This is a genomic window from Streptomyces sp. NPDC093064, from assembly GCF_044754605.1.
Taxonomy (GTDB): Bacteria; Actinomycetota; Actinomycetes; order Streptomycetales; family Streptomycetaceae; genus Streptomyces.
In genome coordinates this window covers 123383-142249 of record NZ_JBIVPK010000001.1, presented here as the reverse complement: position 1 = coordinate 142249, position 18867 = coordinate 123383, and the positions used below count along the sequence as shown (strand labels likewise).

The following is an 18867-nucleotide window of genomic DNA, read 5'->3' as shown; positions in this document are numbered from 1 at the left end:
GGTCAGATCCAGCCGAGCTTCCAGAGCCGGAAGCTGCCCGAACCGTCCGACAGGTACTGGCTGCCGCTGACGTCCAAGCTGCTGACCACGTACTCCTTGCGCTGCCACAGCGGGATCAGCGGCACGTCGTGCGCGACTTCCGTCTGCAGGGTGCGGAAGTCCGCGACGATCCGACCGCGGTCGGCGAACTCCTGGGTCTTCCGGCTGAGCTTGTCAACGGTCGTGCTGCTGTAGCCGGTGTTCATGGAGCTGCCGGTGCCGACGAGCGGGGAGCCGAAGGTGTCCGGGTCCGGGTAGTCGGCCACCCAGCCGACCGCGTACGCATCGAGCTCGCCGCCCGCCCAGAGCTTCTGGAAGTCGGACCACTCGTAGCCCTTGGTGTCGACCTTGAACAGGCCGCTCGCCTCGAGCTGCCGCTTGAGCTCGGCGGCCTCCTCGGCGGCGGCGCCACCCTTGCGGTAGGCGTAGGTGAAGCGCACCGGGATCGACACGCCGGCCTCGGTCAGCAGCTCGCGGGCCTTCTGGGCGTCCTGCGCCGGGTAGGCGTCGAAGAACGCCGTGTTGTGGCCCGTGATACCGGCCGGGATCAGCGAGTACAGCGCGTCCACGGTCCCGTCGTACACGGTACTGGCCAGCTGCTCGCGGTTGATCAGCCATGCGATGGCCCGCCGGACACGGACGTCGTGCAGCGGGGAGGAGGCACGGGTGTTGAGGTAGAGGTTGCGGGTCTCGGAGCTGTCGGACACCGACACGCGCAGCTTGGGATCGCTCGGGCTGAGTCCGGCGAGGACCTTGGGGGGCAGCGTTCGGGTGGCGACGTCGACCTGCTTGTCGTTCCAGGCCTTGTCGAGCGTGGCCGCGTCGTCGTAGTAGCGCAGCTCGACCGGTCGCCCGGCACTGCTGATGGCGCCCTTGTACGAGCCGTTCGGTGCCAGTACCGCGCTCTTGTCCTTGGCGTAGCCCTTCAGCTCGTACGGCCCGGTGCCGTCGACCGCGGTGCCGGTGCGCAGCCCGTTGCTCGGGTAGCGCGTGTGATCGACGATGGAGCCGACGCCCGTGGCCACCTTCAGGGGGAAGGTGGCGTCCGGCCTCGACAGGTGGAAGGTGACAGTCATGCCGTCGTCCTCCACCGAGGCGAGGGTGGAGAGCAGCGGAGCCGGGCCGACGTCGGAGTTGACCTTCTTGATGCGGTCGAAGGAGAACTTCACGTCCTCGGCGGTCATCGTGCGCCCGCTGGGGAACGTGATGCCCTCGCGCAGTTCGCAGCGGTAGGTGCGCAGTCCGCCGCCGACGAAGCCGCAGCTCTTGGCCGCGTCCGGCACGGGTTGGACACCGCCCGGCTCGAAGGCCAGCAGGGACTGGAACACGTTGCTGAACAGTGCCCAGGACCCCGCGTCGTACGCTCCTGCCGGATCCAGCGACGTGACGGCGTCCGTCGTGCCCACGACGATCGCGTTGTTCTTGTCGTCCTTTGACGGCAGCAACTGCCAGCCGCCCACCCCCACGATCGCCAGCACGGCCAGCGTCGTGAGGATCCGCATGCGAACCGATCGCACCCGTACCCTCCCCAGACCCCTTTTGGGCCCTTCTGCATATGCCACACACCTGAGTGGCGCCGTTACCTAATCACACGCTTTTCGCCAAGGGGAAGCCGGGTCTGGGGAGAATGCGAAGAAGTTACGAAGACTTGTTGTTCGAGCGCTTCGGGGGTGGTTCCGGGACTCTAGGCCTGCTTCGAGGCGAGCTGGACGACGGTGATGTCGGAGGGGGCGCCGACCCGTGTCGGCGGGCCCCACGCGCCCGCGCCGCGGCTGACGTACAACTGGGTGTCGCCGTAGCGCTCCAGGCCCGCGACGGTCGGGTTGGCGGCGGCCGCGAGGAGGCTGCCGGGCCAGAGCTGGCCGCCGTGGGTGTGGCCGGAGAGCTGGAGGTCCACACCGTGCCGGACGGCCTCGTGGATCTGCACCGGCTGGTGGGCGAGCAGCACGCACGCGCGTGCCGTGTCGCGGTCGCCGAGCGCCCGCTCGAAGTCGGGGCCCTGCCCCTCACTCTCGCCCCGTACGTCGTTGACGCCGGCCAGGTCGAAGGCGGGCAGCTCGGTGCGCGCGTTCTCCAGGGGGTGCAGGCCGAGGCGCCGCACCTCCTCCACCCACTGCTCGGCACCGGAGAAGTACTCGTGGTTGCCCGTGACGAAGTACGCCCCGTGCCGAGCCCGGAGCCCGGCCAGCGGTGCCGCCGCGGGCCCGAGGTCCTTCACGCTGCCGTCCACCAGGTCCCCGACGACGGCGATGAGGTCCGGCTGGGTCGCGTTGACCGTGTCGACGACCTTCTGCGCGAAGCCGCGTCCGAGGACGGGACCGAGGTGGACGTCGCTGACGACGGCGATCCGGAACCCGTGCGCCGCCCGCGGCAGTTTCGCCAGCGGCACGGTGACCCGCTTCACCCGCGGCCCGCGCAGCACCCCGTAGGTCCCGTGGCCGACGGTCCCCAGAGCGACGGCGGCGGTGCCTCCGGCGACCACCCGCGACACGAACAGCCGCCGGCTGGGGAGGTCGCGCGGGGACGGCGACGCGGCGTGCGCGGGCGGGACCGGACGGCCGGGGGCCGGTGGGGCCTCATCGCCGTCGTCGGGACCGGCGGCCGCCGTCTTCGCCTCGCCCACCGCCAGACGACCGGAACCGGACTGCGCCCCGACGGCGGGGAGCGGCATGCGGCCGAGCACCGGCTCGGCGGCGGGCGACGGCTCGGCGGCGGAAGGTGACTCGTGGACGGAGGGTGGCTCGTGGGCGGACCCCGGCTCGTCAGCGGTCCGCGCCTCGTGGGCGGGCGCCTGCGCGGCGGGCAGCGGGCCGTCCGGATCGGGGGCGGACTCCGGAGCGCGGGCGGGCAGGAGACGGCGCAGGACCGGGCGGAGGGGTTCGGTCGCCAGGGTGGCCAGCAACAGGTACAGCGCCAGGGCGAGCCAGAGGAAGCCGGGCCAGGCCAGGGTGCGCTGGAGCCAGAAGGGGGCCCCGGCGCGTTCGGCGACGAGGGCCCCGACGGCCAGGAGCCAGCCGCCCGCGATCAGGACCGCGCCCGCGCGCCGCACCGGACCGGGACCGCGAGTGGTGTCGCGGAACAGGCGGCGCCACAGGTACCAGTTGGCCGCCACCACCCCGGTGACCACGAGCAGCGCCACGAGCACGAAGACGACCACCATGCCGTCTGTTCCTTCCGCCTGTTGCCTGTGCCGGCCTCTGCCCCTGCCAAAGGCCTCGTGGAGCTGTCCGGAACGCTATGACGTCCGGCGCAGTGCGCGCAGTCCGCGCAACCCGATGACGCCGATGACCGTCCCCAATACGAAGGAGACGACGGCGAGCGCCAGGTGCACCCAGAAGTACGCCGTCGGTTGCCCGTGGTCGAACGCGAGACCGCTGCCGTCCTTGACGAGATTCTTGACGAAAGTGACCCAGATGACCCAGCTCCACACCCCGAAGGCGAGCAGGAACCAGGAGACGGGGCGGCTGAGCTTCATACGTTCAGTATCGCTGTCCGGGGCCCGGCTCCGCGTCCGGGGTGGGAGGCCGGGAGGGACGTCACTGCCCGCGCCCTGTACGTTTCCGACCGTGCCCGCACCCAATAAGATCATCAGTCGATCGCCGATGGTCGCTTCTGCCACCGTGTTGTCTGCGTTGTCTGTGTTGTCCATTCCGCTGACCGCACCCGCCGCTCTCGCAGCACCGGTCCCGTCGGCCGCGCCCCCGGCCGGGATGTCCACCGTGGGCGGCGCCCGCCTGGGACTACCTGGCACACAGGTCGACCTGGGCGACGGCGCGCCCGTGCTGCCCAAGGACCTCTCCGCGCGCTCCTGGATCGTGGCCGACGCCGAGTCCGGCGCGGTGCTCGCCGCGCACAACGCGCACTGGCGGCTGCCTCCGGCCAGCACGCTGAAGATGCTCTTCGCCGACACCGTGCTGCCGAAGTTCCCCCGGACGCAGACGCACAAGGTGACCCCGGCCGATCTGGCCGATGTGGGCGCCGGGTCCAGCCTGGTCGGCATCAAGGAGAAGGAGACCTACACGGTCCACGACCTGTGGCTGGGCGTCTTCCTGCGCTCCGGCAACGACGCCGTGCACGTGCTGTCCGCGATGAACGGCGGCATAAAACCGACCGTGGACGACATGAACGCGCACGCGCAGGAGCTCCAGGCGCTCGACACGAGCGTGATGAGCCCGGACGGATACGACGCCAAGGGCCAGGTCTCGTCGGCGTACGACCTCACCCTGTTCGCCCGCTCGGGGATGCAGAAGAAGGACTTCCGCGAGTACTGCTCGACCGTGCGGGCGTCGTTCCCGGGCGAGACGAAGAAGGACAAGAAGGGCAAGACCTCCCGCGGCTCCTTCGAGATCCAGAACACCAACCGGCTGCTGAGCGGCGACTACGACGTCTCGGTCTACCAGGGCATCGCGGGCGTGAAGAACGGCAACACCACCCACGCGGGAGCCACCTTCACCGGAGTCGCCGAGCGCGACGGCAGGGTGCTGCTCGTGACCGTGATGAACCCGGAGAAGCAGGACCACAACGAGGTCTACAAGGAGACCGCCAAGCTCTTCGACTGGGGCTTCGCCGCCCTGGACAAGGCGCGCCCGGTGGGCGAACTGGTGCCGCCCAGGAGCGCCGCCGAGGCGAAGAGCCGGCCGGGCGCCAAGCCCTCCGCGGGCCGGGCCGACGGCGGCTCGTCCCCCGCGGCCGAGGCGAGCGCGCCCGTCAGGAACGGCTCCACCGGAGTGGGGATCGCCCTCGGGGTCGCCGGTGGCGCGCTGGTGCTGCTCGCGGCCGGCGTCTTCCTGGTCAACCGCCGCTGGCCGCTGCCGGACCTGATGCGCCGCCGGACCCGCCCCTGAGATCGACGGCCCGGCCGTCGTCGCCCCCGCCCTCGCCGGGCGCACCGCCCCCCTCGCCCGTACCGCTCTGCGTCGCCGTCCAGGCGGCGCAGTACAGGACCAGCCTGGACGTGAAGTTGATCCACAGCAGCAGGGCGACGGGGACCCCGAAGGCGCCGTACATGCTCTTCGTCGCCACCCCCTGGATGTAGCCGCTCAGCAGCAGCTTCAGCAGTTCGAAGCCGACCGCGCCGAGCAGCGCGGCGACCAGCAGCCGGTGGCGTGGCGGCTCGACGCCGGGCAGCAGGGTGAGGACGTACAGCAGCACAAGGAAGTCGGCCAGTACGGCGACCGCGAACGCGATGATCCGCAACAGGAGGCTGCCCCAGCCCTGTTCGGCGAGCCCGATATGCCGGGAGAGATAGCCGACGGCGGCCGAGGCGACGGTGGACACGGCGAGCGTGACCAGCAGCGCGCCGCCGAGGCCGATCAGGACACCCGCGTCCTTCACCTTGCTCATCAGCGGGTTTTCCTCCGGGTCGGGCAGTTCCCAGACCGCGCGCAGACAGTCCCGCATCTGGCCGACCCAGTTGACGCCGGTCAGCAGCAGGACGGCACCGGCGATGAGCCCGACCGTCCCGGCGTTCTGCACCAGGGCGCTGATGTCCAACTGCCGACCCAGGCCCGGGAACTGCTGGGCGATCTTGTCCTGGAGCGTGTGCTGCCGCTGCGGACTGAGCGTGGCGGCGCCGATCGCGGCGGCCACCGTCAGCAGCGGGAACAGCGCGACGAAGCTGATGAACGTCATGGCGGCGGCCAGTCGCGACCACTTGACCCGGTCCAGACGCTCGTACGACCGCCACGCGTGCGTGGTCATCAGGCGGGCCACCCACGGCCCGACGACGGGAAGCTTCTTCAGCCAGTCCATGATCGGACTGTGCCCGCTCGGCGGCCACGTGAACACCGCGTTTCTGCGTCAAAACACGCATAACCGGACGATACAGTCGTCTGCCGTGAAGGATGCCTCCGGTCGTCTCCCCCGGTCCCTGCTCGTGCTCGGCGGCACATCCGAGATCGCCCTGGCCACCGTGCGCCGCCTGATCGCGCGCCGCACCCGCACCGTGTGGCTGGCGGGCCGCCCGTCACCGGCCCTGGAGGAGGCCGCCGCGCACCTGCGCGGCCTGGGCGCGGAGGTGCGCACCGCCCCCTTCGACGCGCTCGACTGCGCGTCCCACGAGACCGTCCTCGGCAAGGTCTTCGCCGAGGGCCGTATCGACATGGTGCTGCTGGCCTTCGGCGTCCTCGGCGACCAGGCGTACGACGAACGGGCGCCGCTGAACGCGGTCCGGGTCGCGCAGACCAACTACACGGGGGCGGTTTCCGCGGGGCTGGTGGCCGGGCAGGCGCTGCAGAACCAGGGGCACGGCTCGCTGGTGGTGCTCTCCTCGGCCGCCGGCGAACGCGCCCGCCGCGCGGACTTCATCTACGGCTCGAGCAAGGCCGGTCTGGACACCTTCACCCAGGGCCTGGGCGACGCGCTGTACGGCACCGGGGTGCACGTCATGGTCGTACGCCCCGGGTTCGTACGCTCCAGGGCGACCGCCGGCCGCGAGGCCGAACCCTTCACCGTCACCCCGGAGCAGGTCGCCACCGCCGTCGAACTCGGCCTGCGCAGACGCTCGGAGATGGTGTGGGTGCCTGGTGTGCTCCGGGTGGTGACGTCCGTGCTGCGGCATCTGCCGCGCGCGGTCTTCCGGCGGCTGCCGCTGTAGCCGCCGCTTCGGCACCGCCTGTTCGCCGCCGGGGCGAGCCCGTCCCTACCGGGCGGCATGCCTACCGGGGAGCGGCGCGCCTACCGGGCGGGCAGCGTGCCGCGGTCCACGGGGGCCGCCTGCGGGGGCACCACCGTACTGCCGCCGAAACCGAACTCCCGCAGTTTGCGCCACACCCCGTCGGCGCCCTGCTCGTGCAGGGCGAACCCGGTGCACGGCCACTCGGCCTCGTACCCGGCGAGCTCTTCGTAGGCGCGATCCATCGCCGCGTCGTCAATGCCGTGCGCCACCGTCACATGCGGGTGGTAGGGGAACTGGAGTTCGCGCGCCACGGGCCCGGAGGCGTCACGGACCTGCTTCTGCAGCCACGCGCACGCCTCGGCGCCCTCGACGACCCGTACGTAGACCACCGGGGACAGCGGCCGGAAGGTGTCCGTGCCGGACAGCCGCATGGTGAAGGGGCGCCCGGCCGCGGCCACCTCCGTCAGATGGGCTTCGACGGCCGGCAGCTCCGCGGAGTCGACCTCCGTCGGCGGCAGCAGGGTGACGTGCGTGGGGATGCCGTGAGCCGCGGCGTCGCCGAAGCCCGCGCGCCGCTGCTGGAGCAGGCTGCCGTGGGGCTCCGGGACCGCGATCGACACGCCGATCGTTACGGTCCCCACGTCGTCTCCTTCGTCGTGCCGGATGGGTTTTCTGTTTCGTTCTCAGCCGTTTCGTCACCGCCGTCCGGCTATGACTGTACGACCACGGCACCGTTGTGGGCAGGCGCAGCCACAGTGATGTACAGCGCTCTGCCCGGCGGTACGCGTGTGCGGTGGTGCGCCTCAGTGCTTGGCGGGCAGGAAACCCACCCGGTCGTATGCCTGGGAGAGGGTCTCCGCGGCGACCGTGCGCGCCTTCTCCGCGCCCTTGGCCAGGATCGAGTCCAGGGTCTCCGGGTCGTCCAGGTACTGCTGGGTCCGCTCCCGGAACGGCGTCACGAACTCGACCATGACCTCGGCGAGGTCCGTCTTGAGCGCACCGTAGCCCTTGCCGGCGTACTTCTCCTCCAGTTCGCCGATGCCCGCCCCGGTCAGCGTCGAATAGATCGTCAGGAGGTTGCTGACGCCCGCCTTGGTCTCCGGGTCGTAGCGGACGACGGTGTCGGTGTCCGTGACCGCGCTCTTGACCTTCTTGGCGGTGGCCTTCGGATCGTCCAGCAGGTTGACCAGGCCCTTCGGCGTGGACGCCGACTTGCTCATCTTGATCGTCGGGTCCTGGAGGTCGAAGATCTTCGCCGTCTCCTTGAGGATGTACGCGCCCGGGACGGTGAAGGTGTGGCCGAAGCGGCCGTTGAAGCGCTCGGCGAGGTCGCGGGTGAGCTCGATGTGCTGGCGCTGGTCCTCGCCCACCGGCACCTCGTTGGCCTGGTAGAGCAGGATGTCGGCGACCTGGAGGATCGGGTACGTGAACAGGCCGACGGAGGTCCGGTCGGTGCCCTGCTTGGCGGACTTGTCCTTGAACTGGGTCATGCGGCCGGCCTCGCCGAAGCCGGTGAGGCAGTTCATGACCCAGGCGAGCTGGGCGTGCTCGGAGACGTGGCTCTGGACGAACAGCGTGCAGCGGTCCGGGTCCAGCCCGGCGGCCAGCAGCTGGGCGGCCGCCACCCGGGTGTTGGCGCGCAGCTCGGCCGGGTCCTGCGTGACCGTGATCGCGTGCAGGTCGGCGAGCATGTAGAACGCGTCGTGGCTCTCCTGAAGGGCCACCCACTGACGGACGGCGCCGAGGTAGTTGCCGAGGTGGAACGATCCGGCGGTGGGCTGGATTCCGGAGAGCACGCGGGGTCGGTCAGTCGCCATGCTCACCATTCTCTCAGGTATGGGGGCCCGATCCGGAACCGGCTGGAAACAGGTGGGAACCGAATCGTCCCGCGCGGTGTAACAAGGGTGTGAGAACGCGGGAGGGGGGCCGCATCGTCGATGAGGCCGCGGTGATCGCACGCGTACGCGCCGGAGAGCCGGAGGCGTACGCGGAGCTGGTGCGGGCCCATACGGGCATCGCGTTCAGGGCGGCCACCGCGCTCGGGGCGGGGGCGGACGCGGAGGACGTGGTGCAGCAGGCCTTCGTCAAGGCGTACTGCGCCCTGGGCCGGTTCAGGGACGGCTCGGCCTTCAAGCCGTGGCTGCTGTCGATCGTGGCCAATGAGACGAGGAACACAGTGCGCGCCGCGGCCCGGCGGCGCACGCTCGCCGACCGGGAGGCGGCGTTCGCGGAGGCCGAGCCGCTGATACCGGAGTCGGCGGACCCCGCGGTGGCGACGCTACGCACGGAGCGCCGCGCCGCCTTGCTGGCCGCGCTGGAACAGCTGAGCAAGGAGCACCGCCTGGTCGTCACCTACCGCTACCTGCTGGAGATGGACGAGTCGGAGACCGCCCAGGCCCTGGGCTGGCCCCGCGGCACGGTGAAGTCCCGTCTCAACCGCGCCCTGCGCAAGCTGGGCCGGCTGCTGCCGGATGTCCGGACCCAGTCCCGGGAAGGAGGTGAGGAGCGTGCGTGAGCAGGAGGGGGCGGGAACCCCCGGGCTGCCGGAGGAGCTGCGGGCGCTCGGGCGGTCGCTGGACGCGCCCGGGGCGGCGGGGCCGGCGGGTCCGGCGGGTCCGGCGGGTCCGGCGGGTCCGGCGGGTCCGGCGGCGGGACCCGAGTCGATGGTGGAGCGGGTGCTTCAGCAGATACTGGCCGATCAGGTGCCGGTCCCGGTGATCGAGCCGGCGGGTGCCGGTGAGCGGCTGCGGGCGGTGCGGCGCTGGACGCGGACACGATGGCGTTCCCTGACGGCGGCCCTGTGCGGTCTGCTGACGGTCCTCGCGCTCACTCCCCCGGTGCGGGCGGCGGTCCTCGACTGGTTCGGCTTCGCCGGCGTCGAGGTGCGGTACGACCCGTCGGCGGTGCCTTCGCCCGGCGCCGAGGTGCCCGGCTGCGGCCGGTCGCTGTCCCTGGAGCAGGCCCGGCGGCAGGCGGGTTTCGAGCCCCTGGTGCCGGACGCGCTCGGCGTGCCGGACGCGGTGACGGTGACCGACGAGCCGCGGGGGCGGTTCCTGGTGACCCTGTGCTGGCACGAACAGGGGCGGACGATACGGCTCGACGAGTTCCCGCAGCAGCTGGACGTCAGCTTCGCCAAGAGCCTGCGGGAACCACCGGAGTGGATCACGTTGGACACGCCGTCGGCCGATGGCGTTCAGGACACCGCCCTGTGGTTCCCAAGGCCGCACCTGCTCAGCTTCTGGCTGATGGACGCCGACGGCCATCGCTTCACCCGGAGCAAGCGGACCGCCGGTCCGACGCTGCTGTGGATGCACGGGAGGGGCGACGACGCCGTGACGCTCCGGCTGGAGGGAGTGGCGTCGAAGGCGCGCGCGACGCGGATCGCCCGGTCGGGCGTGCTGGAGTCCGGGACTTCCGGGCGGCCTTCGCCCTAGGTCCTGTCGTCACATTCCCGTCGTCGCCCGAAGGGCGGCTCCGCGGCGTCTGGTGCGTGCTCTCGGCGTGCCGGGCGGAAGTCCTCGTACTGGACGTACTTGGGCTTTCGCCCGGTGTGGCGAGAGTGCGTGCCAGGCGTCGCGGGGCAGGCGGGAATGTGACGACAGGGCCCAGGTGTGCCGATCGGACAGGTTGGTGACGCGGGGTGGGAACCCGGACGGGCCGGGCGGTGTACCAGAAGTGATGCGCGGCCCGGGGCGGGCCGCGCCGGATTCGGCCGGTGGGGGTTCGGATGGGCAGGTGGAGGGTTCGTGAACTGACCGCGCTCATGGGCGCGTTGACGATGGTGCTCGCCGTGATGGTGTGGGGCGCGTCCTCCGCGGCGGCGGGCGGTCCGACCAGTGTCCTGGTGACCTCGCCGCAGAGCGGGGAGGCCGGCGCGCTGTACTACTCCGCGAAGGAGTACGGGCAGTTGGAGAGGCTCCTGGGCCCGGCGGGCTCGGGCAGCCGCGACAAGCCGCCCGAGGCCGACCTGGTCCACGCCCGGCAGATCAACGTGACCTGGCTGGCGCACGACATATCACCGTGGCGACTCGACCAGGTCTTCCCGGTGACCGGCGACAGCGCCGTCTGGATCCACACGGCGGCGAACGTGCCCGAGTCCATGAACGGCTACTGGCACCGCGCCGAGCAGCCCGCCCGGCTGCGAGCCCTGCTCGCGAAGCTGGGCGTGATGGGCAAGGCCTCGGCCGCGGGCCAGGGGTACACCGGCATCTTCCCGGCGCCGTGGCAGGCGGAGACGGCCGCACCGGACACCGCCGGACCCGACGCGGATGAGGGGACGCAGACGGTGCGGGTGAGTGTGCCGGCCGCGGGTGGCGACGGCACCGACTGGTGGTGGGCGATACCGGGAGCGGCGGCCGGGGCGGTGCTCGCGCTGGTACTGCGGCCCTTCGCTTCGAGGCTCCCGCTCGACCGCCTGCGGCGGGAGCGGGACCCGGGGCCCCGGCAGGAACTGCGTGACGTGTAGGGCGCGTGCCGAGGACGAGAGACGTGCGCGGGAGGACGGAGGGGGTGGTCGGATGGCACTGCGCGGCGGGCGCTCGGCGCCGTGGCTGATCTCCGTGCTGCCGGTGGCGGTGGCCGGAGTGGGGGTGCTGCTGTGCGGGGTGCTGCTCTGCGGGGGGCCGGCGGTCGCGGCGGCCTCGGACGGGGGCGGTGAGCCGCGTGCGCCCGATGTGGCCCTGGTCGTCGCGGGCGGCTCGGGGCGGACCCGGGCGTTGCACCTGGGCGATCGCGACTTCGCCCTGCTCCGGGAGTTGCTGCGCCCGGCGTACACGGGGACGGAGCCGGTGCCGGACGCCTGGGCGCGGGGGCGGCATCCGGGGGTGCGGGTGACCGTGATGTGGGGGTTGACCGGGGTCGGTGGGTGGCCGGCGACGAGCAGGCCGCCGGGAGGGGATGTGGCCGTGGAGCGGCAGGACCAGTTGATCGTGGCGGAGGACGGCGCACCGTGGGTGCGCTCGGACCTGGCCCCGGATGTGGAGGACGACGACATCCGCTGGCACCGGGCGCCGCAGGACCTGTACGAACGGCTGGCCCGCACGGGGCTGCTGGGTGACGCGGACGATGCGCCGTCCGGCGGGGCTCCGGGCGGCAGTCCGGACGGCCGGGGTGATCACTTGTGGTGGGCGGCCGGCGGGCTGGCCGCCGGGGCCGGCGGCACGCTGCTGATATGCCGCGCGGCGGCCCGGCGCGGTGCCGGACCGCCGCGGGAGGAACCACGGCAGGAGCTGATCGACCTGTGAGTCCTGTGCCCTGTCAGTCCAGTGCCCTGTGAGCCCTGTGACCTGTGAGTCCCGTGCGGGGACGGGTCAGCCGAGGTCGATCTCCGGGTAGAGGGGGAAGCCCGCCACCAGGTCCGTGGCCCGGTGGGCGATCTCGTCCGCGATCTTCGGGTCGAGGACGTGCTGGGCCTTGGACGGGGTGCCCTTGCCGGTGGTGCCGGCCTCGGTGGCCGTCAGGACGCGGTCGATCAGGCCGGCGACCTCGTCCATCTCGGCGGTACCCAGACCACGGGTGGTCAGCGCGGGGGTGCCGATGCGGATGCCGGAGGTGTACCAGGCGCCGTTGGGGTCGGCCGGGATCGCGTTGCGGTTGGTGACGATGCCGGACTCGAGCAGGGCGGCCTCGGCCTGACGGCCGGTGAGGCCGTAGGAGGAGGCGACGTCGATCAGGTTGAGGTGGTTGTCGGTGCCGCCGGTGACGAGGGTGGCCCCGCGGCGCGTCAGCCCCTCGGCGAGGGCGCGGGAGTTGTCGACGATGCGCTGGGCGTAGTCCTGGAAGGAGGGCTGCCGGGCCTCGGCCAAGGCGACCGCCTTGGCGGCCATGACGTGCGGGAGGGGGCCGCCGAGGACCATCGGGCAGCCCCGGTCGACCTGGTCCTTGAGGGAGTCGTCGCACAGGACCATGCCGCCGCGCGGGCCGCGCAGGGACTTGTGGGTGGTGGTGGTGACGATCTGGGCGTGCGGGACCGGGTCGAAGTCGCCGGTGAGAACCTTGCCGGCGACCAGGCCCGCGAAGTGGGCCATGTCGACCATGAGCGTGGCGCCGACCTCGTCGGCGATCTCGCGCATGATCCGGAAGTTCACCAGGCGCGGGTAGGCGGAGTAGCCGGCGACGATGATCAGCGGCTTGAACTCGCGGGCGGAGGCGCGCAGGGCCTCGTAGTCGAGGAGGCCGGTGGCCGGGTCGGTGCCGTAGGAGTGCTGGTCGAACATCTTTCCGGAGATGTTCGGGCGGAAGCCGTGGGTGAGGTGTCCGCCGGCGTCCAGGGACATGCCGAGCATGCGCTGGTTGCCGAAGGCCTGGCGCAGTTCGGCCCAGTCCGCCTCGGAGAGGTCGTTGACCTGGCGGACCCCGGCCTTCTCCAGGGCGGGGGCCTCCACGCGCTGGGCGAGGACGGCCCAGAAGGCGACGAGGTTGGCGTCGATGCCGGAGTGCGGCTGGACGTAGGCGTGGCGGGCGCCGAAGAGTTCCTTGGCGTGCTCGGCGGCCAGCGACTCGACGGTGTCGACGTTGCGGCAACCGGCGTAGAAGCGGCGGCCGATGGTGCCCTCGGCGTACTTGTCGCTGAACCAGTTGCCCATGGCCAGCAGGGTGGCCGGGGAGGCGTAGTTCTCGGAGGCGATCAGCTTGAGCATCTCGCGCTGGTCGGCGACCTCCTGGCCGATGGCGTCGGCCACGCGCGGCTCGACGGCGCGGATCACGTCGAGGGCGGCACGGAAGGCGGTGGACTCGTTGGACAGGGGCGCGGTGTTCTCAGGCATCGGGACCTCCGGACGTGGCGTCGACGTTCACGTTACGGCCCAGGCGCACGGCACACTTTCCGCTCGGGCCGCTCCCCGATGGTCGGTCCCATCCCAGCGCGCCAGTCACGGCCCGTCGTCAGCCTACCGGGCGCACCCCACGGCGCAGTTCCCGCGTCCGCCATGCGAGCGAGGATAGGAAGGAGGACAACCTCCCCTTCCCGGGGAGGCGACCCTCGTCCTCGGGAGCCGCCGTGACCGCCACGGAAGACCTCATCGCCGCAGCCGAAGCCCACAGCGCACCCATCTACCACCCGCTGCCCGTGGTGATCGCCACGGCGGAGGGCGCGTGGATGACGGACGTGGAGGGCCGCCGGTACCTCGATCTGCTGGCCGGTTACTCGGCGCTGAACTTCGGGCACCGCAACCGGCGGCTGATCGAGGCGGCCAAGGCGCAGATGGAGCGGGTGACACTGACCTCGCGGGCCTTCCACCAAGACCGGTTCGCGGCGTTCTGCGAGCAGCTGGCGGAGCTGTGCGGCATGGAGTCGGTGGTGCCGATGAACACGGGCGCCGAGGCGGTGGAGACGGCCGTGAAGACGGCCCGGAAGTGGGGCTACCGGGTCAAGGGCGTGCCCGGGGAGATGGCGAAGATCGTGGTCGCGGGCAACAACTTCCACGGCCGGACGACGACGATCATCAGCTTCTCCACCGACCCGGAGGCCAGGGCGGACTTCGGGCCGTACACTCCGGGCTTCGAGATCGTGCCGTACGGGGACCTGACGGCGATGCGGTCGGCGATGACGGAGAACACGGTCGCCGTGCTGCTCGAGCCGATCCAGGGCGAGGCGGGGGTGCTGGTGCCGCCGGCCGGTTATCTGCCCGCGGTGCGGGAGCTGACACGGGAGCGCAACGTGCTGTTCGTCGCCGACGAGATCCAGTCGGGGCTCGGGCGCACCGGCCGTACCTTCGCGTGCGAGCACGAGGGAGTGGTGCCGGATGTGTACGTGCTCGGGAAGGCGCTGGGCGGCGGGATCGTGCCGGTGTCGGCGGTGGTGTCCTCGCGGGAGGTGCTCGGCGTGTTCCGGCCGGGCGAGCACGGGTCGACGTTCGGCGGGAACCCGCTGGCGTGTGCGGTGGCGCTGGAGGTGATCGCGATGCTGCGCTCGGGCGAGTTCCAGGCACGGGCCGCGGAGCTGGGCGGGCATCTGCACCGCGAGCTGGAGCGGCTGGCCGGCACGGGCCGGGTGCGGGCGGTGCGCGGACGCGGGCTGTGGGCGGGCGTCGACGTCGACCGGTCGCTGGGGACCGGGCGGGAGATCGCCCGGAAGCTGATGGACCGGAGCGTCCTGGTGAAGGACACCCACCCCTCGACGATCCGGATCGCCCCGCCGCTGGTGATCAGCGAGGAGGACCTGGACTGGGGGCTGGCCCAGCTGCGGGCGGTGCTCGGCGCATAGCGGGTTGGCACGCGGAGTCCGGCCGGAGCGGGCAGTGCGAGCGGCCGGACCGGGCGGTGCGCCGATCCACCGCTCCCCTAGAGTCGCTTCGTGCTCTTCGGAATGGTGTGTGCGCTCGGTGCGGCAGTGTGTTTCGGCATGGCGACGGTGCTTCAGGCCATCGCCGCGCGTGCCGCGGCGGACACCGGCGGGGGCGGGGACGCGGCGCTACTGCTGCGGGCGGTGCAGCAGTGGCGGTACCTGGCGGGCCTGGGCCTGGACGGCCTCGGGTTCCTGCTCCAGATCGCGGCCCTGCGCTCGCTGCCGATCTATGTGGTCGGCGCGGCCCTCGCCGCCAGCCTCGCGGTGACGGCGGTCACCGCTTCCCGGCTGCTGCGGGTGCGGCTGAGCGCGATGGAGTGGTCGGCGGTGGGCGTCGTCTGTGCCGGTCTGGCCATGCTGGGGCTGGCCTCGGGCACGGAGGGCCGCGAGGACGGCTCGGCGGCGCTGAGGTGGGCGATGCTCGGGGCGGCGCTGGCCGTGCTGCTGCTCGGAGCGGTCGCCGGCCGCCTGCCCGAACGCGTCCGTGCCCTGCTGCTGGGCCTGGGCGCGGGCTTCGGCTTCGGCGTGGTCGAGGTGGCGGTGCGGCTGATCGACTCGCTCGCAGTGTCGGCGCTGTTCACCAACCCGGCGGCCTACGCGCTGCTCCTCGGCGGCGGAGCCGCCTTCCTGCTGCTGACCTCGGCCCTCCAGCGCGGTTCGGTCACCACGGCCACCGCGGGCATGGTCATCGGCGAGACGATCGGCCCCGCGGCGATCGGGGTGGTGTGGCTGGGCGACCGCACCCGCGAAGGCCTGGTCTGGCTCGCGGTGCTCGGCTTCGCGGTGGCGGTGGCGGGCGCCCTGGCGCTGGCGCGGTTCGGGGAGGCGCCGGCCGAGGAAAGAACGACCGGGAAGGTGCCTGCAGAGGAGGGTTGACCACCGCCCGACGGTCCGCCCGGCGGGCCGTCAGGGCAGCACCCGGCAGAGGGCGTCCAGGGCCGCCGCCCACGCGTGGTCCGGTGGGGTGCCATAGCCGACGACCAGGGCGTCCAGCGGCGCCACGGCGGCCTGCTCGTGGCGGAAGCGGGACAGTCCGTGCAGGGCGAGGCCCTGCCAGGCGGCCGCCTGGACCACCGCGGGTTCGGTGCCGGGCGGCAGGCGCAGCACGGCGTGCAGGCCGGCGGCGATGCCGGTGGGGCGGACGTCGGGCGCGCGGGTGGCGAGGGCCTCGACCAGGGCGTCGCGGCGCCGGCGGTAGCGCAGGCGGGCCGAGCGCACATGGCGGTCGTAGGCGCCGGAGGTGATGAACTCCGCGAGCGTCAGCTGGTCCAGCACCCCGCAGGTGTCGGAGGGCCCCTTGGCGGCCGTGGCCTCCGCCATGAGGGACGGGGGCAGCGCCATCCAGGCCAGGCGCAGGCCGGGGGCCAGGGACTTGCTCGCCGTGCCCAGGTAGACCACGCGGCCGGGGTCCAGTCCCTGGAGCGCGCCGACGGGCTGGCGGTCGTAGCGGAACTCGCCGTCGTAGTCGTCCTCCAGGATCAGGCCGCCGGTGCGCCGGGCCCAGTCCGTCACGGCCGCACGCCGGTCGGGGTGCAGGGGCACGCCCATCGGGAACTGGTGGGCGGGGGTGAGCAGGACCGCTCCGGGGCCGCTCAGTTCGCCGGTGACGGTGCCGCGTTCGTCGAAGGGCAGGGGGCGGGTGCGCAGGCCCGCGCGAGCCAGGAGGTCCCAGTGCACGTCGAGGCCGTACGACTCGACGGCGACTGTGGTGACGCCGCGGGCCCGCAGCACCGTGCCGAGGATCCGCAGTCCGTGCGAGAAGCCCGCGCACACCAGCAGGTGGTCGGGGTCGGTGCGGACGCCCCGGACCCGGGCGAGATGGCCGGCGAGTGCGGTGCGCAGTTCGGGCCGGCCGCGCGGGTCGCCGTAGCCGAGGGCTTGGTGGGGGGCGGCGGCCAGGGCGCGGCGGGCGGCCTTGAGCCACTGGGTGCGGGGGAAGGAGGCGAGGTCCGGGGTGCCGGGGACGAGGTCGTGCACGGGGCGGGGGCGTTCGCGGGGATGCCGGGCCGAGCCGGTCTGCCGGACGTCCGTGCTCGACGGCGGCCCGAACGGCGAGGCGGGTGCCCCCGTGGCCACGCACGTACTCGAGCCCTGGCGGGCGGTGAGCCAGCCCTCGGCGACCAGGTCGGCGTAGGCGTCGGCGACCGTGTTGCGGGCGATGCCCAGGTCGGCGGCGAGAGTCCGGGAGGAGGGCAGCCGCGTTCCGGAGGCCAGGCGTCCGGTGCGGACCGCCTCGCGCAGGGCGTCGGTGAGGCCGCGGCGCACGCCGGGTCCGGCCGGTTCCAGATGCAGGTCCACGCCCAGAGTGGCCCATGATTCCGTCATGGAAATGGACCATACTCCTGGGCTGCTTCGCTCATAGGGTCGGGCGTATGACTACGACGACGAACACCGGCGTACACACGGACACCACCACCGAGGGTGCCCCCGCGTACGCGCCAGAGCACGAGCCCCGGATGCAGTGGGCCAAGCACGCCCCCGAGGTCTACAAGGCGATGGTCCGGCTGGACGCGGCCGCGGGCCAGGGCCTCGACCTGCGGCTGCGCGAGCTGGTCAAGATCCGCGCCTCGCAGCTGAACCACTGCGCGTTCTGCCTGGACATGCACACCAAGGACGCGCTCGCGGCCGGCGAGAGCGTGGAGCGGATCGTGCAGCTCGGCGCCTGGGAGGAGTCGCGGCACTTCTACACGGAGAAGGAGCTCGCGGCGATCGAGCTGACCGAGGCCGTCACCGTCCTCACCGACGGCTTCGTGCCGGACGAGGTGTACGAGAGGGCCGCCGCGCACTTCGAGGAGGCCGAGCTGGCCCACCTGATCGCCTCGATCACGGTGATCAACGCCTGGAACCGGTTCGGTGTGACGGCCCGCGCGGTCCCGGGCCACTACACGCCGGGGCAGTACAAGTGACGCCCCCCGGTCCAGGGGCCGCCCGTGCCCCTGGACCGGAAGGCCCGGCGGGCCCCGGCCGCCCTCAGGGCAGCCACGCCTTCCACGTGGACCGGTGGCCGTCCACCCACTGCTTCGCCGCCTCGGCCGGGGTGAGCTTCTGGTCGGCGATCATCAAGGAGACCTCGTTCTGGTCCTCGGTGGTCCACTTGAACTTCTTCAGGAAGGCGGCCGCCGCGCCGCCGGACCGGGCGAAGTCGGCGTTGAGGTACTTCCGCAGCGCCGTGTGCGGGTAGGCGCAGGCGACCTTGGCCGCGTCCGCGTCGCAGCCCTCCTTGTACGGCGGCAGGCGCACCTCCGTCATGGGGACCTTCTCGAACAGCCACTGCGGCGCGTACCAGTACGTCAGGAAGGCCTTCTTCTCCTTGGCGAACTGCTTGATCTGGGTGATCTGCGCCGCCTCCGAACCGGCGAAGACCACCTGGTAGTTCAGGTTCAGGTTCTTCACCAGCGCCTTGTCGTTGGTGACGTAGGACGGGGAGCCGTCCAGCAGCTGGCCCTTGCCGCCGCTCTCCGCGGTGCGGAAGAGCGGGGCGTACTTGTCGAGGTTCCTCCAGTCGGTGATGTCCGGGTACCGCTTGGCGAGGTACGTCGGGACGAACCAGCCGATGTGCCCGGTCACCCCGAGGTCGCCGCCCCGCGCGATGGTCTTCTTGTCGTCGACGTAGCGCTTCTCCTGGTCGGGGTGGCCCCAGTCCTCCAGGATGGCGTCGACGCGGCCCTGGCTGAGCGCGTCCCAGGCGGGGACCTCGTCGACCTGGACGGTGTCGACGCGGTAGCCCAGCTCGTGTTCGAGGAGGTACTGGGTGACGGCCACGTTGGCCTGCGCGCCGACCCATGACTGCACGGACAGGGTCACGGTCTTCGACCCCCGCGCGCCCGCGAACGGCGAGGCCTGCCGGGTCATGTCGGCGGCGCCGCAGCCGCAGGTCAGCGCCAGCACCGCGACGGCGGTGGTGGTGAGAGTCGTACGACGTCCCATG

18 protein-coding genes and 1 riboswitch are annotated in these 18867 nt (G+C 72.2%); of the genes, 9 read left to right on the top strand and 9 right to left on the bottom strand.

Going from position 1 to position 18867, the window contains the following annotated elements:
- Positions 1-2: 2 nt before the first annotated feature.
- The 3 genes from ACIQFZ_RS00610 to ACIQFZ_RS00600 all read right to left on the bottom strand — a co-directional run bounded on the left by ACIQFZ_RS00610 (position 3) and on the right by ACIQFZ_RS00600 (position 3514).
- Positions 3-1541, bottom strand: coding sequence for an ABC transporter substrate-binding protein (locus tag ACIQFZ_RS00610; protein ID WP_365421696.1), 1539 nt, complete (start codon positions 1539-1541; stop codon positions 3-5).
- 182 nt (positions 1542-1723) lie between these two features.
- Positions 1724-3199, bottom strand: a complete 1476-nt coding sequence (locus ACIQFZ_RS00605) for a metallophosphoesterase (protein ID WP_402690298.1) — start codon at positions 3197-3199, stop codon at positions 1724-1726.
- Positions 3200-3274: 75 nt separating this feature from the next.
- Positions 3275-3514, bottom strand: a complete 240-nt coding sequence (locus tag ACIQFZ_RS00600; RefSeq protein ID WP_225078982.1) for an SCO4848 family membrane protein — start codon at positions 3512-3514, stop codon at positions 3275-3277.
- Positions 3515-3605: 91 nt separating this feature from the next.
- Here ACIQFZ_RS00600 and ACIQFZ_RS00595 point away from each other — a divergent pair, with 91 nt between their 5' ends.
- The gene (locus ACIQFZ_RS00595; RefSeq protein ID WP_402690297.1) at positions 3606-4883 is read left to right on the top strand and encodes a D-alanyl-D-alanine carboxypeptidase family protein; all 1278 of its coding nucleotides are present in this window, start codon (positions 3606-3608) and stop codon (positions 4881-4883) included.
- On the opposite strand, the gene ACIQFZ_RS00590 is transcribed toward ACIQFZ_RS00595, so the two are convergent.
- Positions 4831-5790: a YihY/virulence factor BrkB family protein gene (locus ACIQFZ_RS00590; RefSeq protein WP_365421704.1), complete on the bottom strand. Its 960-nt coding sequence runs from the start codon at positions 5788-5790 to the stop codon at positions 4831-4833. The two genes, ACIQFZ_RS00595 and ACIQFZ_RS00590, sit on opposite strands and share 53 nt — an antisense overlap.
- Positions 5791-5875: 85 nt before the next feature.
- Here ACIQFZ_RS00590 and ACIQFZ_RS00585 point away from each other — a divergent pair, with 85 nt between their 5' ends.
- On the top strand, positions 5876-6634 hold the full coding sequence (locus ACIQFZ_RS00585) for a decaprenylphospho-beta-D-erythro-pentofuranosid-2-ulose 2-reductase (protein WP_383057130.1): 759 nt from the start codon (positions 5876-5878) through the stop codon (positions 6632-6634).
- An 80-nt stretch (positions 6635-6714) separates the two neighbouring features.
- Here ACIQFZ_RS00585 and ACIQFZ_RS00580 read toward each other — a convergent pair whose 3' ends face one another.
- Positions 6715-7296, bottom strand: a complete 582-nt coding sequence (locus ACIQFZ_RS00580; RefSeq protein WP_383057129.1) for a 2'-5' RNA ligase family protein — start codon at positions 7294-7296, stop codon at positions 6715-6717.
- Positions 7297-7458: 162 nt separating this feature from the next.
- The gene (trpS, locus tag ACIQFZ_RS00575; protein ID WP_365421713.1) at positions 7459-8472 is read right to left on the bottom strand and encodes a tryptophan--tRNA ligase; all 1014 of its coding nucleotides are present in this window, start codon (positions 8470-8472) and stop codon (positions 7459-7461) included.
- An 89-nt stretch (positions 8473-8561) separates the two neighbouring features.
- Here trpS and ACIQFZ_RS00570 point away from each other — a divergent pair, with 89 nt between their 5' ends.
- The 4 genes from ACIQFZ_RS00570 to ACIQFZ_RS00555 all read left to right on the top strand — a co-directional run bounded on the left by ACIQFZ_RS00570 (position 8562) and on the right by ACIQFZ_RS00555 (position 11898).
- The gene (locus ACIQFZ_RS00570; RefSeq protein WP_383057127.1) at positions 8562-9170 is read left to right on the top strand and encodes an RNA polymerase sigma factor; all 609 of its coding nucleotides are present in this window, start codon (positions 8562-8564) and stop codon (positions 9168-9170) included.
- On the top strand, positions 9127-10089 hold the full coding sequence (locus tag ACIQFZ_RS00565) for a hypothetical protein (protein WP_402690296.1): 963 nt from the start codon (positions 9127-9129) through the stop codon (positions 10087-10089). The genes ACIQFZ_RS00570 and ACIQFZ_RS00565 overlap by 44 nt, the downstream gene beginning before the upstream one ends.
- 293 nt (positions 10090-10382) lie before the next feature.
- Entirely contained in the window at positions 10383-11120 is a 738-nt protein-coding gene (locus ACIQFZ_RS00560) for a hypothetical protein (protein ID WP_383057124.1), read from the top strand.
- A 52-nt stretch (positions 11121-11172) separates the two neighbouring features.
- Positions 11173-11898 (top strand): hypothetical protein, encoded by a 726-nt coding sequence (locus ACIQFZ_RS00555; protein ID WP_365430376.1) that lies wholly within the window; start codon positions 11173-11175, stop codon positions 11896-11898.
- Between the two features lie 66 nt (positions 11899-11964).
- Here the strand turns inward: ACIQFZ_RS00555 and ACIQFZ_RS00550 are convergent, their stop codons facing one another.
- Positions 11965-13419 (bottom strand): glycine hydroxymethyltransferase, encoded by a 1455-nt coding sequence (locus ACIQFZ_RS00550; protein ID WP_402690295.1) that lies wholly within the window; start codon positions 13417-13419, stop codon positions 11965-11967.
- Positions 13420-13449: 30 nt separating this feature from the next.
- Positions 13450-13538: riboswitch (ZMP/ZTP riboswitch) on the bottom strand.
- Positions 13539-13652: 114 nt separating this feature from the next.
- On the opposite strand from ACIQFZ_RS00550, the gene rocD reads away from it, so the two are divergent.
- Both rocD and ACIQFZ_RS00540 read left to right on the top strand, forming a co-directional pair.
- Positions 13653-14858, top strand: a complete 1206-nt coding sequence (gene rocD, locus ACIQFZ_RS00545) for an ornithine--oxo-acid transaminase (protein WP_402690294.1) — start codon at positions 13653-13655, stop codon at positions 14856-14858.
- A gap of 102 nt (positions 14859-14960) precedes the next feature.
- Positions 14961-15815 (top strand): hypothetical protein, encoded by an 855-nt coding sequence (locus tag ACIQFZ_RS00540; RefSeq protein WP_402690447.1) that lies wholly within the window; start codon positions 14961-14963, stop codon positions 15813-15815.
- A gap of 30 nt (positions 15816-15845) precedes the next feature.
- On the opposite strand, the gene ACIQFZ_RS00535 is transcribed toward ACIQFZ_RS00540, so the two are convergent.
- Positions 15846-17264, bottom strand: coding sequence for a PLP-dependent aminotransferase family protein (locus ACIQFZ_RS00535; protein ID WP_376654194.1), 1419 nt, complete (start codon positions 17262-17264; stop codon positions 15846-15848).
- A 47-nt stretch (positions 17265-17311) separates the two neighbouring features.
- Here ACIQFZ_RS00535 and ACIQFZ_RS00530 point away from each other — a divergent pair, with 47 nt between their 5' ends.
- Positions 17312-17845, top strand: a complete 534-nt coding sequence (locus tag ACIQFZ_RS00530) for a carboxymuconolactone decarboxylase family protein (RefSeq protein ID WP_402690293.1) — start codon at positions 17312-17314, stop codon at positions 17843-17845.
- Positions 17846-17909: 64 nt separating this feature from the next.
- Here the strand turns inward: ACIQFZ_RS00530 and ACIQFZ_RS00525 are convergent, their stop codons facing one another.
- Positions 17910-18866, bottom strand: a complete 957-nt coding sequence (locus ACIQFZ_RS00525) for an ABC transporter substrate-binding protein (RefSeq protein ID WP_402690292.1) — start codon at positions 18864-18866, stop codon at positions 17910-17912.
- Position 18867 lies beyond the last annotated feature (1 nt).